Below are 15,231 nucleotides of genomic sequence, written 5' to 3'. Positions count from 1 at the left end.
CAGTTCCCCCAGACTATTTCTGGGGAACTGCGACCGGACTGGGGGCTCGGCGGTTCAGGCCGCGGGACGGCGCTCAGGCCACCGAGCGGTAGCGGGAGACCACCACGTCCACCAGCTCGGCGGGGACCTCCTCCTCCGGCACGGCCAGGGGCTCGGTGTCCACGTCCGCCCCGGCCTTCCGCGAGAGGTCCAGGAAGTAGCCGGGCGCCAGCAGGTAGTTGGCGACGACGACGCGCCCCCCGTCCGCCAGGCCCGCCCGGGCGTCGGCCACCGCCTCGGCCACGCGGGGGCGCGCGGCGGCCAGGTAGGACACCGCCACGGGCCGCCCCAGCTCCTCGGCCAGCAGGTCCGCCACCGTGGCACAGTCCGCCACCGCGCGGCGGTCGGAGGACCCGGCGGTGGCCAGCACCACGGCGTCGTGCTCCCCCAGCGGGGCCCCGGCGGCCGTGCACGCCTCGTGCACCCGCCGGGCGAGCAGCCGGGCCAGCGCCCGGTCCGGGCCCAGGGCGGCCGAGACGCGGTGGAGGTCGTCGGCGGCGACCGCCTCGGCCACGTCCACGTACACGTGGTAGCCGGCGGAGAGCAGCAGCGGGACCACCACCGCGGGGCGCCCGGCGTACTCCTCGGTGCGCGCGGCCAGGTCCGGGGTCTGCACGTCCACCCACGTGGGCACCACCTCCACCGCCGGCAGCTCGGCGGCCACGGCGTCCACGAGGCGCTGCACGGCGGTGCGCCCGGCCGGGGAGCTGGTGCCGTGGGCGCAGGCGAGCAGGACGGGGGCGTCGGGGATCGTCATGGTTCCCAGACTACGAAAGACGACCCCTTGAGGGTGCCGGCGTCACGCGGCGTCACGAGGGCAACCGTGCTGTAACACGCGTGCCGCATCCTGGTAGTGGTGGCCGGCCCACCACGACCCCCGCTCTCCCCCTGGAGGACCGCATGCTGTTGACCGCCGACCTCACCGGAGTCCCGGTGCTCGTCCTCGGCGCCCCGGACGACGCCCGGCGCGCCCGGCACCGCTACGAGGCCGCCGGCGCCGACGTCCGCTCCGTGGCCGAGCCCGCGCTGCTCGGCCCGGCGGACGTCGCGGGCGTCTCGCTCGCCGTGGTCGTCGGCCCCTCGGCGCAGCGCTGGCGCGAGGCCCTGGCCGCCGCCGGCGCCCGCGTGCCCGTGGTGCAGGAGCCCGCGGCCCGCACCGGCGGCCGCGTGACCCTGGTCGGCGGCGGCCCGGGTGCGGACGACCTGCTCACCGTGCGCGCCGTGGCGGCCCTGCAGGACGCCGACGTCGTGTTCGTGGACCGGCTCGCGCCCTCCGGCGCGGTGGCGGCCGCTGCCCCCGGCGCCGAGATCGTCCCGGTGGGCAAGACCCCCGGCCACCACCCCGTCCCCCAGTCGCGGATCCAGGACCTCATGGTGGAGCACGCCCTGGCCGGCCGCTCGGTGGTGCGGCTCAAGGGCGGGGATCCCTACGTCTTCGGCCGCGGTGCCGAGGAGCTCGCCGCGTGCGCCGCCCACGGCATCCCGGTGGACGTGGTCCCGGGCATCACCAGCGCGGTCTCGGTGCCCGGCGCGGCCGGGATCCCGGTGACCTTCCGCGAGGTGTCCCGGATGTTCACGGTGGCCTCCGGGCACGTGCCGTTCTCCGAGGCGGAGCTCGCCCACTTCGCCGGCCTCGGCGCCGGCGGGGGCACCCTGGTGGTGCTCATGGGCGTGGCCACCCTCCCCCACCTCGTGGCCGGCCTGGTCCGCCACGGCGCCGACCCCGGCACCCCGCTGGCCGTGGTGGAGCGCGGGTTCACCGACCGGCAGCGCTCCACGATCACCACCCTCGGCAATGCGGTCGCCGACACCGCGGCGGCGGGCTGCGGCTCGCCCGCCGTCGTCGTCGTCGGCCCCGTGGTCCGCCTGGCGACCGCGGAGCGGGACGCGTTCCTGGCGGAGGTCACCGCCCATGGCTGCTGAGGACCTGCCCCTGGCCGGACGGGTGGTGGGCGTGACCGCGCACCGCCGCTCCGAGGACCAGATCGCGGCCCTCGAGCGCCGCGGCGCCCGCGTGCTGCACGCCCCGGCGCTGCGCGTGGAGCCGGTGGGCGAGGACGCCGGGCTCGCGGCCGCGTCCCGGGCGATGTTCGAGGCCCGCCCGGACCTGGTCCTGCTGACCACGGGCTACGGTCTGCGACGCTGGCACGACGCCGCGGTGGCCCAGGGCTTCGACGCCGACCTGCTGCTGTGCCTGCGCGAGGCCGCCGTCTACGTGCGCGGGCCCAAGGGCCGGGGCGCGGTGCGCGGCCTGGGCCTCGAGGACGCCGGGATGTCCGCGGACGAGACCACCGCGGGGCTGGTGGACCTGGTCCTGGCCGAGCACGGCGGGGATCTCGCCGGGCGCACCGTCGGCCTGCAGCTGCACGGGATCGCGGACGCGGTCCAGCGCCGCCGGCTCACGGACGCCGGGGCTCGCGTGCTCACCGTGACCCCCTACCGGTGGGCTCCCGCCGACGACGCCGGGCAGGTGCCGGTGCTCGTGCGCGAGGCCGCGGCCGGGCGGGTGGACGCCGTGACCTTCACCGCCGCGCCGGCCGTGGACGCGCTGTTCAGCACGGCCGAGGAGCTGGGTCTGCACGAGGAGCTGCTGGCGGCCTTCCGCGGCGGGATGCTCGCGGCGACCGTGGGGCCGGTGACGGCCGCGCCGCTGCTGGAGCTGGGGATCGAGCCGCTCGTGCCCGAGCGCTTCCGGATGGGCGCCATGCTCAAGCAGCTCACCGACGCCCTGGCCGGCTCCGACGCCGACGACGACGCGCAGTAGCCGCTCCACCGCTCGGGTGGGGGCGGGACGGTTGCGGGGGCGCGCCGGGACGGGGGTCAGGGGAACCGGGGGTGTCCCGACGCACCCCTGCGACCGCTCGGCAACCGCCAACGGCGCAGGTCAGGCGGACCTTTGTCCGCTGTGCCACGAATGTAGCACTCCGCGCCGGATTAGCGAACACTTTCCTGATGTAATTGTGTCGGAACGGTCACGGCCCCGAGTTGATCGAGCAGGTATGCATCGGGGTTCCTCGGATGCGGCCGCAGCTCCGTGCGGAAACCGGCCGTACGGGATGCTGACCACGCCGACCCGCGGGCCGACCGTTTCAGGAGCCATCGGCCTGCACTCGCCCGGAGTCCGCCCAGGAGTGCAACAACCCGTCATCTGCGGACTCACGGTCGAGCAGACTCGACGTAAGTTTACCTTTGCAATGAGTGACCGTCTGTCCCCATGTGCACCCACAGAATTCACCAAAGTACGCATATAACGTCTCGAATGTGAACAATTGCATTGACATTAGCAACTGCACGTCGCGACCCGCGCCATCTCGCGAAGCAAAATGTGGGTCAGAGAACTTTGCAGAGGCATCGACGTTCTGGGATGCTCGTGCCTGTCGGTTCTCCTTGGGGAAGAAGGCCGATCGGCCCGTCGGGGGACGGGCCGTCCATTCACGGGGGGTTATTCTGTTGATCGAATTTGTCATGCCCAATGACGCTGGTTCCAGCCCGGAATCCGCGCGAGAAATGTTCCGGGGCGGCAACCGTCTTCTGCTCACGGCCTCCATGGCCGGGGCCTCGGCGACATTCCTCGACACGCACGCATCCACGGAGGTTCTCCGATGATGCAGGTGGGAAGCGCTGTCACCGGGCAGGTGACCTTCGGCCGGGACGCGGCACTGTTCGAAAGCCTCATCAGTTTCGTGGCTCAGCTGAGTTTGGTGCTGTGGACCCTGGTGCTCTTCACCTTGGTCATTCGCTTCATCGGCATCCACATGTACCGGCGTGGCGCCGCCCGCATGGCCTACGTCAGCGGCGGGGCGCGGACCGAGACTGCTCCGGCCGGCGCCACGACCGGTACCTTCGACGAGATTCACCAGCCCGCCGGGGCGTCGGCTCCCCTCGCCGCGGCTGCGAGGACGCCCCGCCGCGTCCCCGCCTTGGCCGCCGGCTCCACGGGATGGTGAGCGTGGACATCACTCTGCTGATCTTCTGGCTGTTCGCGGGCGTCAGCATCCTGTACGTCGTGCACTTCGCCCTGTATCTGGTGGGCGCTAACTTCTACGACGTCTGGCAACAGCGACGCAAGGCCATGGGGGGCGTCCTCCGGCTCCCGAGCTTGAGCGAGCCGGAGTGCGCGGTGACGGCCGTCTCGAGCCGCTCCGACCTTCCTGAGGTGCCCGGGCTCGTCTCCGTCGTCATCGCCGCCCACAACGAGGAGGCGGTGATCGTGCGGACGCTCGACTCCGTGCGGCGCAGCACCTACCCCTACTACGAGGTTCTTGTCGCGGACGACGCCTCCACGGACCTCACCGGTCAGATCGTCCTCGACTACCAGATGCATCACCCCGACATGGACCTGCGCATCGTGCGGATGCCCGAGAACGTCGGCAAGGGCGGAGCCCTCAACGAGGCGCTGCGTCAGTATGCACGCGGCCAGTTCGTCATGACACTCGACGCCGACTCGATCATCGAACCGGACGCCATGAGCAATGCCCTGACCTACTTCGACGACCCGTATGTGGCCGGTGTCGCCGCCAACGTGCAGATCCTGGAAGAACCGACCGCTCTGGGCATCCTGCAACGCTTCGAGCACATGATCGGTTACCGCTCGAAGAAGCTCTACTCGATGCTGAACTGTGAGTTCGTGGTCGGCGGGGTGGCCTCCACCTACCGGATGAGCGTGCTGCGCAAAGTCGACTTCTACGACACGGACACCCTCACCGAGGACATCGGGCTGAGCGCCAAGATCACCAATCTGGGCAACCGGCGCTTCCGCATGATCTACGGCGCGGACGTGGTCGCCAAGACCGAGGGGGTCCTCACCTTCCGTGCGCTGGCCAAGCAGCGCTACCGCTGGAAGTTCGGGAGCATCCAGAACCTCATCAAGTACCGCAGGCTGGTGCTCAACCCGAGCCGCCGGTACACCGGCACGTTGACCTACTACCGGATGCCGATGGCCCTGCTCAGCGAGGTGACGCTGCTTCTTTCTCCCCTCGCCTTGACGTACGCGGTCTACTGGTCGCTGGCCACGCAGACGGCGGGCCTGGTCATCGGTGCGTACGCGACCATCACCGCCTACACGCTGCTGACGGTCTGGATGGACGAGAACCTGACGAGGCGCGAGCGTGCCCGGCTGTCGGTCTATGCACCGACGGCGTACTTCCTGTTCTACATCATGGACCTGGTTCAGCTGACGGCGGCGCTCCGCTGCATCGCGAACGCGCACGGTCTGTTCAAGCGCCCCGAGATCAACACGTGGAAGTCCCCGGAACGGGCTGCCCGTGTGGAGGTGAGCAGTGGGGCATGAACGTCGGCGGCTCCGCCGTGTGCTGCTGAATCCGCTCGTCGTCGTCTCCGTGGTGATCGCCCTCATCACCAGCGGATGGCTGCTGTACACCGCGGGGACGGACAACGTCGCTCAGGCACGGCCCGACTCGAACCTGCTCCCCCCGCTCGATTCGAGCGGGGTGGGCACCCTGGCGCGGTCCGGGTCATCGGCGTCCGCCGATTCCGTGGGCGGCTGGACCGTCAGCCACAGCGGTGACGCCCAGGCCTCGCTGGAGCTGGTCGACGGGCAGGTGAGAGCCCATGCCCTGCAGTTCGACATCACCCAGTACGCATCTGGCGATGTCACGCTGACGAGTCCACGGGTGGAGGTCGCTCCCGGCGAGACCTACCTGTTCAAGGCGTTCACCACCAGCGACGTGGACTTCACGCTGCTGGCCCGTCAGTACCACACCGACGGCAGCACCACTCTGGAACAGCTGCCGAACCAACTCGAGCGGCCGGGAGATTCCCCGTTCACGGTGAGCGACGCGTTCGACAGCGCGGACACGGTGACCGCCGTGCAGTACGTTTTCCGGCTCGCCTCGAAGGGCACCGTCACGGTCGAGGGCGCGTATCTCGAGGCGGCGGACGACGTCCGGTTGCCGGCCGCTGCGGCGACGGGTCCCAACCTCGTTCCCAACCCCGACCTCACCGGTTCCCAGCCGGGCGCACCCGACCTCTGGTCCCCTTACGCCTCCGGGACGTCGACGGTCGAGTCCGGACGCAGCGAGGACGAGGACGGCAGCTTCCTCTGGACCAGTGTGGAGAACTACCAGAGCGGCGAGGCGAAGTGGGAGTACCAGCCGGTCCCGGTGGCACCCGACCAGTACTTCGAGTTCGGTGCGACCTACCGGTCCGAGCGCGAGGTGGACGTGGTGGCGGAGTTCGAGCTCGCCGACGGTGGGCGCGCGTTCCACCACGTGGCGACGCTGCCGCCAGCAGGAGAGTGGACGACGATCAAGGAGAACTTCCAGGCCCCCGAGGGCGCGAGGACAGCGACAAGCACCCTGGTGTCGCGCGGGGAAGGCACCACGGGGGTCCGCGACTACTCGTTGGTCGACGTCACCCAGGAGGGACCCCTCCGCTGGGACCGGCCCATGGTGTCGATCACGTTCGACGACGGCTGGCAGTCGGTGTACGACCGTGCCCTTCCTCTGCTGGACGAGTACGGATTCCGGTCCACCCAGTACGTCAATGCCAGCTCCATCGAGACCGCGGAGTTCATGACGGCCGCCGAGTTGCGGCAGATGCACGAGGCCGGACACGAGATCGCTGCACACAGCTACGAACACGTCGATCTCACCTCGATCGGCGCCGACCGGCTGGACGAGCAGCTGCGCAGGAGCGAGGAGATGCTGGCGGCTGCCGGCCTCGGCACTGACGACCTGGCGCCCCCGTACGGACGGTCGGATCCCCAGGTCGACTGGTACGCCAGCAAGTACTTCGACCTCGTGCGCGGGACGAAGCACGGGATCAACACCCGGCAGAACCTCGAACCGCACGACCTGACGGTTTTCTACGTGACCAACGAGACGACGCCGGACGAGCTGGCCTCGGCGCTCGCTGAGACATCCAGGGTGAACGGCTGGCTGATCCTCGTCTACCACCAGATCGCGGCCCCTGAGTCGACCGGCCCTCAGGAGAACGCCATGACGGCGGACCGGAACACCGTCACCAGTGACGTCCTCGCCGATCAGCTGCGGCTCATCGATGAGAGCGGCGTCGAAGTCCAGCCGGTCGCACAGGCGTTCGAGCAGTTGCAGGGCCCGTGATCACCAACTGACGGCGCAGTCCGGCATGGTGGGCACCCGAAGAGAACGGATGACTCGTGACCAGAACCAGATCCAAGGTGGCGCGGAAACGCGCCTCGTTCGCGACCGTACTGGTGGCGGTGTGGGCCATGGCCGCCGCACTGCTGACAGCCGGGCCGGCCAGCGCCGCGGTGAACAATCCCGCTCCCTCGGCGCTGGTTTCGTTCACCTTCGATGACGGCTTCCTCAGCTCCCTCACGGAGGCCGCTCCCACGCTCCAGAAGCACGGTCTCACCGGCACGAACTACGTGGTCACCAACTGTGTCGGGATGACCACGGTGCCGAACTCCTGTCGGGCCAACGGCAGTCTGCCCTACATGACATGGGCGCAGATCAAGCAGCTGCAGTCCCAGTACGGCTGGGAGATCGGCTCGCACAGCGTCGACCACCCGTGCCTCGCGTCGGCCGGCAACGGCTGTCAGGCACGGAAGCTGACCGCGGCACAGGTCGAGGCGCAGATGGCGAACAGCAGGGCCGCACTGGCCGCGCAGGGAATCACGGCCACCGCCTTCGCGCCGCCGTACGGCGACTACGACCAGACGGTCATGGCCAAGGCGGCGAAGTACTACTCGTCGATGCGCGGTTTCAGGGACGAGGGCGCGAACGTCTGGCCCCACAGCGACTATCTGATCCAGAACGTCGCGGTCGAAGAGGGACTCGACACGGTGGCGTCGCTCAAGGCCAAGGTCGACGAGGCCATCGCGGCCAAGAGGTGGGTGGTGTTCACCTTCCACGACATCGCCAAGAACCCGAGCTCCGATCCGGGCGCCTACCAGTACGGCACCGCCGAGCTGGACGAGCTCGCCGCCTATGTGAAGACCAAGGTGGCGGCCGGCCAGATCAAGAACGTGAACGTCTCCAAGGGCATCGTGACGGGCAGTCCCAACAAGATGCCCAATGCCAGCTTCAATGCGGGCATCGGAGAGGGTTGGCAGACCGACGCTCCCGCGACCATCACCGCGGACGCCGCCGGCAACGGCAGCTATCCCGACCCCACACGCTCTGTGAAGCTCGTGTCGCGTTCAACCCCATCGCATCTGTTCTCCCCACAGGTCGCCGTCACCCCAGGGACGAACTATCTGTACAAGACGTTCCTCAACGTTGCCGCGCTGACCTCCGGTGAGGTGGCGTTCTACGTCGACGAGTACAACGCGGCCGGGGAATGGGTTTCCGGGCAATACCGCCAGCGAGAAAACTCCCGGTGGGTGGAGGAACTCAACTTCACCTACACGCCGAGCTCGACGAACGTCGCCAAGGCCCGTCTCCAGGTGATCGTCACAGGGACCGGGATCACGGCCTACCTGGACAACGTGGAGATGCTGGCGCTCGGCGCAGAGACTCCACCGCCGCCGCCCGCCAACCTGGTGGCCAACGGCACCTTCGACGCCGGCATCAGCGGTGGCTGGAGGACAGACGCTGCGACCGCCATCGTGGCCGACAACGCCGACAACGGCGCCCCGGCCAACCCGGTGAACTCTGTGAAACTGCAGGGGACGACGACCACTGGCCACCTGTTCTCACCGCAGGTCGACGTCACGCCGGGCAGCTACAACATCTCGGCGTACCTCGACGTTAAGAACCGCACCGCCGGTGAGGTCGGTTGGTACATCGACGAGTACGACGCCAATGGCAACTGGATCTCCGGGCAGTGGAAACTCGCCAGCACCTCACTCGGCGCCTCCAACGTCGACCTGACGTATTCGCCGAGCTCGACAAGGGTCGCGAAGGCCAGCCTGCAGGTCTACGTCTCGGGGAACTCCGGAGTGCTGGCCTACGTGGACGACGTCCGCTGGTGGCGGCCCTGAGCCCCAGGCCCGGGCGCCCGCGCGTACTGATCGTGCTGGCGTCCGGTCTGCTGCTCGCCCCCGCGGGATGCTTCCCGAGCGACCCGACTCCGGAAGCTGACGTGGTGGTCGACCTGCTCGAGGAGGACTGGCAGCACATGCCGGGCGTGAAGTTCGACGGCGACGGGCTGCAGGTCGCGACCGCCGCTCGGAGCATCGTCGAACAGGACGGCGGAGGAGGCCAGCCGAACCCGCCGGTCAACCTGGCCGGCACGCATCTCGTGGCCGATGAGGACTTCCTCCTCAGTGCGACCTTCACCGACGTGACCGCCGACGCGTCCTGGACCGTCTACGACAGCCCGCCGGTGATCGCCGACGAGTTCCGGATCGAACCGGCGGGCCTGCGGCTCACCCTCCGCGGTGACGACCTCGAGATCGCCGTCTTCGACGGATCGAGCCAGCGGGACGTGACCGACCCTCAACCGGTTCACGACGAGCACGTGACGGTCTCCGACCCGGAGGTCACGCTGTCGGTGCGCCGGTCCGGGGACACGCTCGAGGTCGCGGACGGCGAGGACATCGTGTCCTCGCTGCCCTTCGGCAGGGTGTTCGAGTCGGGGAAGCTCTGGCTGGGGCTGTCGAGCGTCGACGGGTCCTTCCAGGTCAGCTCTTTCACCGCCACCGCGCCGGAGGGCGCTGCGCTGTCCACCGCGGGCCCCGCGGTGGCACAGGCCGAGCCGTCGGCGGACGGACTGCAGGCCTTGGCCGCCCGGGCCCGCCCGGATTTCACGATCGGTGCGGCAGTGGCCCTCGGGCCGCTCGCCTCGGATGCGGACTACGCGCAGGAGCTCGTCGGCAACTTCGGCGCCGTCACGCCCGAGAACGCGATGAAGCCGCAGCACCTCTCCCCGCAGCAGGGCGTGTACACCTTCGAGGAGGCCGACGCGATCCTCGCGATTGCCGAGAGCAAGGGCATCACGGTGCACGGGCACACCATCGCTTTCAGCGAGGCCATGCCCCGCTGGATGCAGGAACTCCCGACCGACTCAGAGCCGGAGCGCCGTGCCAGCGCCGAGGCCTTGCTCGACTACGTCACCACGGTGGTGACGCACTTCGAGGGACGGCTCGCCTCACTCGACGTCGTCAACGAGCCGTTCGACGTCGACCAGGGAACCAGCCTCCAGCAGAACATCTGGTACCGCGTCTTCGGACCCGGCTACCCGGCGGTCGTCTCCCGGGCCGTCCACGACGCCGACCCTGACATCAAGCAGTTCATCAACGAGAACGGGGCGGACGTGCCGGGCGACCGCCAGGACGCCCTGCTCGAGCTCGTGCTCGACACCAACGCACAGGGAGGTCACATCTACGGCGTCGGCCTCCAGTCCCATGTCTACGACCTCGAGACCGACGCCATTCCCGCCGACGACCTCACCGAGACGCTCGACCTGTTCGAGGACGCCGGGCTGCGGGTCCGCATCTCGGAGAGCGACGTCACGAACGGCCAGGGCGCGGACGCCCAGGCGGAGCAGTACGCCGCGGTGCTGGCCACCTGTCTGCGCTCACGTGCCTGCGTCTCGTACACCACCTGGGGCGTGGATGACCGCTACAACTGGTGGATCGACGGCCACGGCAGACTACGCCAGGGCAACGACTTCCTGTTCGACGACGGGCGTCCGACCCCGGCATACGAGGCCATGAGGCAAGCACTGGGTGGCTGAGCGCAGGGCTCCGGGCGAACAGGCGGTGCGATCACTGCTGCCGGGATAGTGGATGCCCCAGCCGGCGAACAGGATCATTGCTGCCCTCGGCACGAGCGCGATAAGGCGGGTGTTGGGCCCCTTATCGGGAACTCCCATCCAGTAATGCCTACAGTCCTCAGTCCGAGCGAGGGCGCTATTTGTTGATTCTTTTTGACCGACAAATCGTAACCCTCGCGAAATCATGCACCCGTGCCCGACCATCGGATTCTTTTTGATGCCGACCAACCAGCCGTCAGGATGACGTTGCATAACCGGCAACCGCCCTGACCGGACGCCTTCTCCACCACGGAGCGCCACCGTCGGCTCTGCACGAAGCGCATAAGAAGTCTGACAACAGTGGCGTACTGCTTTTCCGTACTGCCGAAGCAACAACGACTATTCACCCGGCGCCCGTCACACTAATTCACAAATACCAGCACCGGTAAGCTCGAGATCATGTGTGGAATTGTGGGATATGTAGGCCGGAGCAAGGGCCGGGCATCGTCGGCGTTGAATTCTGTCGCTCCGGCGTCCGAGAAGGAGCCGTCCGAAGCGCGGCACCAAGCGCTCGACGTCGTCATGGAGGGCCTCCGGCGCCTCGAGTACCGCGGGTATGACTCCGCGGGCGTGGCGGTGATCACCGCCGACGGCATCGAGTCGCGCAAGAAGGCAGGCAAGCTGACCCACCTCGTGGGCGAACTGGCCGCCGACCCGCTGCCGCCCTCGATGACCGGTATCGGCCACACCCGCTGGGCAACCCATGGGGGACCCACCGACCAGAACGCGCACCCCCATCTCGCCGACAACGGGAAGCTCGCGCTGATCCACAACGGAATCATCGAGAACTATGCCGAACTCAAGGCCGAACTCGCCGGTGAGGGCCTGACCTTTCTCTCGGACACCGACACCGAAGTCGCCGCCGGACTCGTCGGCCGCCTCTACCGTGCACTCGTCGAAGGCGGCGCCGAGGGCGACCTCCTGACCCTTGCGCTGCAGCAGGCCTGCCAACGCCTCGAGGGTGCCTTCACCCTGCTCGCCATCCACCAGGACCAGCCCGGCACCGTCGTCGCTGGGCGCCGCAACTCGCCGCTCGTGGTCGGACTCGGCGACGGCGAGAACTTCCTCGGCTCGGACGTCTCGGGCTTCATCGACTTCACGCGCCGCGCCGTCGAGCTCGGTCAGGACCAGATCGTCACCATCACACCCGACGACGTCACCATCACCGACTTCTTCGGTGCACCCGCCGAGGGCACAGATTTCCACGTCAGCTGGGACGCCGCTGCGGCCGAGAAGGGCGGCTTCGACTCCTTCATGGAGAAGGAGATCCACGATCAGCCGGGTGCTGTCGCCCAGACGCTCCTGGGGCGATCCGACGTCTCGGGCGACCTCGTGCTCGACGAGCTGCGCATCGACGAGGCGATTCTGCGCTCCGTCGACAAGATCGTGGTGCTCGCCTGCGGAACATCGGCATACGCCGGACAGGTCGCCAAGTACGCCATGGAGCACTGGTGCCGGATCCCCACCGAAGTGGAGCTCTCCCACGAGTTCCGCTACCGGGATCCCATCGTGAACGACAAGACCCTCGTGGTAGCCATCTCGCAGTCCGGCGAGACCATGGACACGCTCATGGCTGTCCGGTACGCCCGAGAGCAGGGCGCCAAGGTCGTGGCGATCTGCAACACCAACGGCTCCACGATCCCCCGCGAATCGGACGCCGTGCTCTACACGCACGCCGGCCCCGAAATCGCCGTCGCCTCGACCAAGGCGTTCCTCGCCCAGATCACCGCGGCCTACCTGCTCGGCCTGTACCTCGCCCAGCTGCGCGGCAACAAGTTCCGCGACGAGATCTCCGACGTGCTCGCCGACCTCTCGGAGATCCCCACCACGATCCAGGCCATCCTCGACGACGCCGAGAAGATCAAACGGCTCGGCGCGGATATGTCGAACGCGAAGTCCGTGCTCTTCCTCGGCCGCCACGTGGGCTTCCCCGTCGCCATGGAGGGCGCGCTCAAGCTCAAGGAGCTCGCCTACATACACGCCGAGGGCTTCGCCGCAGGTGAACTCAAGCACGGCCCGATCGCTCTCATCGAGGTGGGACAGCCCGTCGTGGTGGTCATGCCGTCACCGAACGCACGGGATTCCCTGCACGCCAAAGTGGTTTCCAACATCCAGGAGATCCGTGCACGCGGTGCCGTGACGATCGTCATCGCGGAGGAGGGCGACACCTCGGTCGACGCCCACTCGGAGCATGTCTTCTACGTGCCTGCGTCCCCGGCGCTCCTCGCACCGCTGCTCACCACGGTCCCGCTGCAGATCTTTGCCCTCGCCTTCGCCAGTGCCAAGGGCTACGACGTGGACCAGCCGCGCAACCTGGCGAAGTCGGTCACGGTTGAATAGTCCCCGTCCCGTCAGCGCCCGAGCATCCCGGTGGGCAATGGCGGATGCCATCAGTGGGGACCGACGAGCTAGCGGGCAAAGGCTCATTGGTGGAAGCCGTCCTGCGCGGCGTGTCTGAGGTGCAACGGTCACGGTAGGCCGAAGCACAGGCCTCGCCGGGCCTCCTTCGGCGGCGTGACAGCCACGGCTTCAACGATTCGATGGGTAGGCTGGGCGCAATCCGCCCGCTCTGTCGAAAGGCCGCCCGTGACCACCCCCCAGCTCGCCTCCTACGTCGACCACACCCTGCTCAAGCCGGAGGCGTCCCGCGAGCAGATCACCACCCTCTGCGCGGAGGCGAAGCAGTACTCCTTCGCCTCGGTGTGCACCAACCCGGTGTGGACGTCCTTCGTGCGCGAGCAGCTGGCGGGCAGCGACGTGCTGACCTGCGCGGTGGTCGGCTTCCCGCTGGGCGCCTCCGCCACGGAGGTCAAGGCGTTCGAGACCGCCAGGGCGGTGGCCGACGGGGCCGAGGAGATCGACATGGTCATCGACATCGCCGCCGCCCGCGCCGGCGAGCGCGAGCGGGCCGAGGCGGACGTGCGCGCCGTCGCCGAGGCCGCACACCAGGGCGGGGCCCGGCTCAAGGTGATCATCGAGACGTGCCTGCTCACCGACGAGCAGAAGGTCCTGGCCTGCGAGGCCGCCGTGGCGGCCGGCGCGGACTTCGTGAAGACCTCCACGGGCTTCTCGACCGCCGGGGCCACCGTGGAGGACGTCCGGCTGATGCGGGCCACGGTCGGTCCGGACATCGGCGTCAAGGCCTCCGGCGGGATCCGCACCCGCGAGGACGCCCTGGCGATGATCGAGGCCGGCGCCTCCCGGATCGGCGCCAGCAGCGGTCCTGCGCTCCTCGGCTGAGCGCACCGCGGTGCGCCGCCTCGGGCCGGGTCCGAGCGACTAGACTGGCCGCGAACGCCCCGCGGCCGCCGTGGCCGGCCGCTCCCACCGTCAGAAGGAATGGATCCATGGCCAACCGAGCACAGTCGTCCTCCAGCACCTCGGCGGACGCGTCGACCGGTCGCCGCGGCGTCGCCGACGTCCGCTCCCACTCGGGGCAGGGGCACACGGTCAACAACCTGCTCCTCCTGGCACTGTGCATGGCCATCATGATCGGCAGCTTCGTCGCCTTCGCCAGCTACCCCAACAGCCCGCTGGTCTGGATCGTCGGGCTGGGACTCTACGCCCTGGCGCTGCTCATCCCGGTGGGGATCCTGCAGAACAGCACCTCGAAGAAGGCCGAGGGCGGGCGCACCATCCTGATGCACGTCCCGCCGACCACGGAGGTCGCCGGCGAGCCGACCACCGCGGCCAGCTTCCCGGATCCGCCCCGCGACATCGCCACCCGCGACGCCCAGGTCCGCGCCGAGCACCAGGACGACGCCCTCGGCAAGGCCACACAGTAGGTCCCGGCAGTCCAGCGCGCTCGACGGCCCCTCCGGCATCCGCGGGAGGGGCCGTCGGCGTACCCGGTGGGGACGAGCCCGCAGGAGGCCCCGGCGTCGGCCGGTGCGACTAGACTGGAGCCGAATGCATCGCGGCCGCCCGGCCGCCCCTACTGGCAGAAGGATCGGACCCATGGCCAACAGAGCCCAGTCGCCCACCAGCACCTCGGCGGACGCGTCGACCGGCCGCCGCAGCGCCGGCACGGGCGGCGCCACCGTGCGCTCGCACTCCGGTCAGGGCCACATGGTCAACAACCTCGTGTTCCTCGTGCTGTGCATGGCCATCATGATCGGCAGCTTCGTCGCCTTCGCGAGCTACCCCAACAGCCCGCTGGTCTGGATCGTCGGCCTGGGCCTGTACGCCCTGGCGCTGCTGATCCCGGTGGGCATCCTGCAGAACAGCACCGCCAAGAAGGCCTTCGGCGGGCGCACGGTCCTCATGGACGTCCCCTCGTCCACCGAGGTCCCCGGCATGGACGGGGGCCGCACCGCCGCCGAGTTCGACGACGGCCCCCGGGACGTCCGCGAGCGCGACGCCAAGACCGCGGCCGTCCACCACGACGACAAGTACGGCAAGACCGTCGAGTAGGCCCAGGCGTCGGGCCCGACGACGAACGGGCCCGACGACGCCGTCCCACCACGCACAAGGTCCTCTCCCGCCGCGGGA

The 15,231-nt window shown here is 69.1% G+C and carries 12 protein-coding genes; 11 read left to right on the top strand and 1 reads right to left on the bottom strand.

Going from position 1 to position 15,231, the window contains the following annotated elements; all coding sequences use genetic code 11:
• Positions 1-73 precede the first annotated feature (73 nt).
• Entirely contained in the window at positions 74-796 is a 723-nt protein-coding gene (locus tag ACFU0Y_RS01260; RefSeq protein ID WP_380212624.1) for a sirohydrochlorin chelatase, read from the bottom strand.
• Between the two features lie 143 nt (positions 797-939).
• Between ACFU0Y_RS01260 and cobA the strand changes: the two genes are divergently transcribed.
• The 11 genes from cobA to ACFU0Y_RS01205 all read left to right on the top strand — a co-directional run bounded on the left by cobA (position 940) and on the right by ACFU0Y_RS01205 (position 15,153).
• The gene (cobA, locus tag ACFU0Y_RS01255) at positions 940-1,962 is read left to right on the top strand and encodes a uroporphyrinogen-III C-methyltransferase (RefSeq protein WP_380212623.1); all 1,023 of its coding nucleotides are present in this window, start codon (positions 940-942) and stop codon (positions 1,960-1,962) included.
• Positions 1,952-2,803 (top strand): uroporphyrinogen-III synthase, encoded by an 852-nt coding sequence (locus tag ACFU0Y_RS01250; RefSeq protein ID WP_380212622.1) that lies wholly within the window; start codon positions 1,952-1,954, stop codon positions 2,801-2,803. Before cobA ends, ACFU0Y_RS01250 begins: the two co-directional genes overlap by 11 nt.
• A gap of 838 nt (positions 2,804-3,641) precedes the next feature.
• Entirely contained in the window at positions 3,642-3,986 is a 345-nt protein-coding gene (locus ACFU0Y_RS01245) for a hypothetical protein (RefSeq protein ID WP_380212621.1), read from the top strand.
• Positions 3,987-3,988: 2 nt separating this feature from the next.
• Entirely contained in the window at positions 3,989-5,329 is a 1,341-nt protein-coding gene (locus ACFU0Y_RS01240) for a glycosyltransferase (RefSeq protein WP_380212620.1), read from the top strand.
• Between the two features lie 49 nt (positions 5,330-5,378).
• Positions 5,379-7,121 carry a polysaccharide deacetylase family protein gene (locus ACFU0Y_RS01235; protein ID WP_380212619.1) on the top strand — a complete coding sequence of 581 codons (1,743 nt, stop codon included), beginning with the start codon at positions 5,379-5,381 and terminating at the stop codon, positions 7,119-7,121.
• 56 nt (positions 7,122-7,177) lie between these two features.
• Positions 7,178-8,965, top strand: a complete 1,788-nt coding sequence (locus ACFU0Y_RS01230; RefSeq protein WP_380212618.1) for a polysaccharide deacetylase family protein — start codon at positions 7,178-7,180, stop codon at positions 8,963-8,965.
• On the top strand, positions 8,953-10,662 hold the full coding sequence (locus ACFU0Y_RS01225) for an endo-1,4-beta-xylanase (protein ID WP_380212617.1): 1,710 nt from the start codon (positions 8,953-8,955) through the stop codon (positions 10,660-10,662). Before ACFU0Y_RS01230 ends, ACFU0Y_RS01225 begins: the two co-directional genes overlap by 13 nt.
• A 477-nt stretch (positions 10,663-11,139) precedes the next feature.
• On the top strand, positions 11,140-13,080 hold the full coding sequence (gene glmS / locus ACFU0Y_RS01220) for a glutamine--fructose-6-phosphate transaminase (isomerizing) (protein WP_380212616.1): 1,941 nt from the start codon (positions 11,140-11,142) through the stop codon (positions 13,078-13,080).
• Between the two features lie 246 nt (positions 13,081-13,326).
• Positions 13,327-13,980 (top strand): deoxyribose-phosphate aldolase, encoded by a 654-nt coding sequence (gene deoC / locus ACFU0Y_RS01215; protein WP_380212615.1) that lies wholly within the window; start codon positions 13,327-13,329, stop codon positions 13,978-13,980.
• A 107-nt stretch (positions 13,981-14,087) separates the two neighbouring features.
• Complete coding sequence (locus ACFU0Y_RS01210) at positions 14,088-14,525, top strand: hypothetical protein (protein ID WP_380212614.1); 438 nt, start codon at positions 14,088-14,090, stop codon at positions 14,523-14,525.
• Positions 14,526-14,697: 172 nt separating this feature from the next.
• Positions 14,698-15,153 carry a hypothetical protein gene (locus tag ACFU0Y_RS01205; protein ID WP_380212613.1) on the top strand — a complete coding sequence of 152 codons (456 nt, stop codon included), beginning with the start codon at positions 14,698-14,700 and terminating at the stop codon, positions 15,151-15,153.
• Positions 15,154-15,231 lie beyond the last annotated feature (78 nt).

Source organism: Kocuria sp. NPDC057446 (assembly GCF_042802875.1).
GTDB lineage: Bacteria > Actinomycetota > Actinomycetes > Actinomycetales > Micrococcaceae > Kocuria.
Note: the sequence above shows the minus strand (reverse complement) of the source record. Positions and strands in the feature narration are given on the sequence as shown.

Excerpts from the sequence above, each read along its gene's own strand:
- ACFU0Y_RS01245 (WP_380212621.1), top strand. The coding sequence starts at position 3,642 with ATGATGCAGGTGGGAAGCGCTGTCACCGGGCAGGTGACCTTCGGCCGG.
- ACFU0Y_RS01205 (WP_380212613.1), top strand. The coding sequence starts at position 14,698 with ATGGCCAACAGAGCCCAGTCGCCCACCAGCACCTCGGCGGACGCGTCG.
- ACFU0Y_RS01260 (WP_380212624.1), bottom strand. The coding sequence starts at position 796 with ATGACGATCCCCGACGCCCCCGTCCTGCTCGCCTGCGCCCACGGCACC.
- cobA (WP_380212623.1), top strand. The coding sequence starts at position 940 with ATGCTGTTGACCGCCGACCTCACCGGAGTCCCGGTGCTCGTCCTCGGC.
- glmS (WP_380212616.1), top strand. The coding sequence starts at position 11,140 with ATGTGTGGAATTGTGGGATATGTAGGCCGGAGCAAGGGCCGGGCATCG.
- ACFU0Y_RS01210 (WP_380212614.1), top strand. The coding sequence starts at position 14,088 with ATGGCCAACCGAGCACAGTCGTCCTCCAGCACCTCGGCGGACGCGTCG.
- ACFU0Y_RS01250 (WP_380212622.1), top strand. The coding sequence starts at position 1,952 with ATGGCTGCTGAGGACCTGCCCCTGGCCGGACGGGTGGTGGGCGTGACC.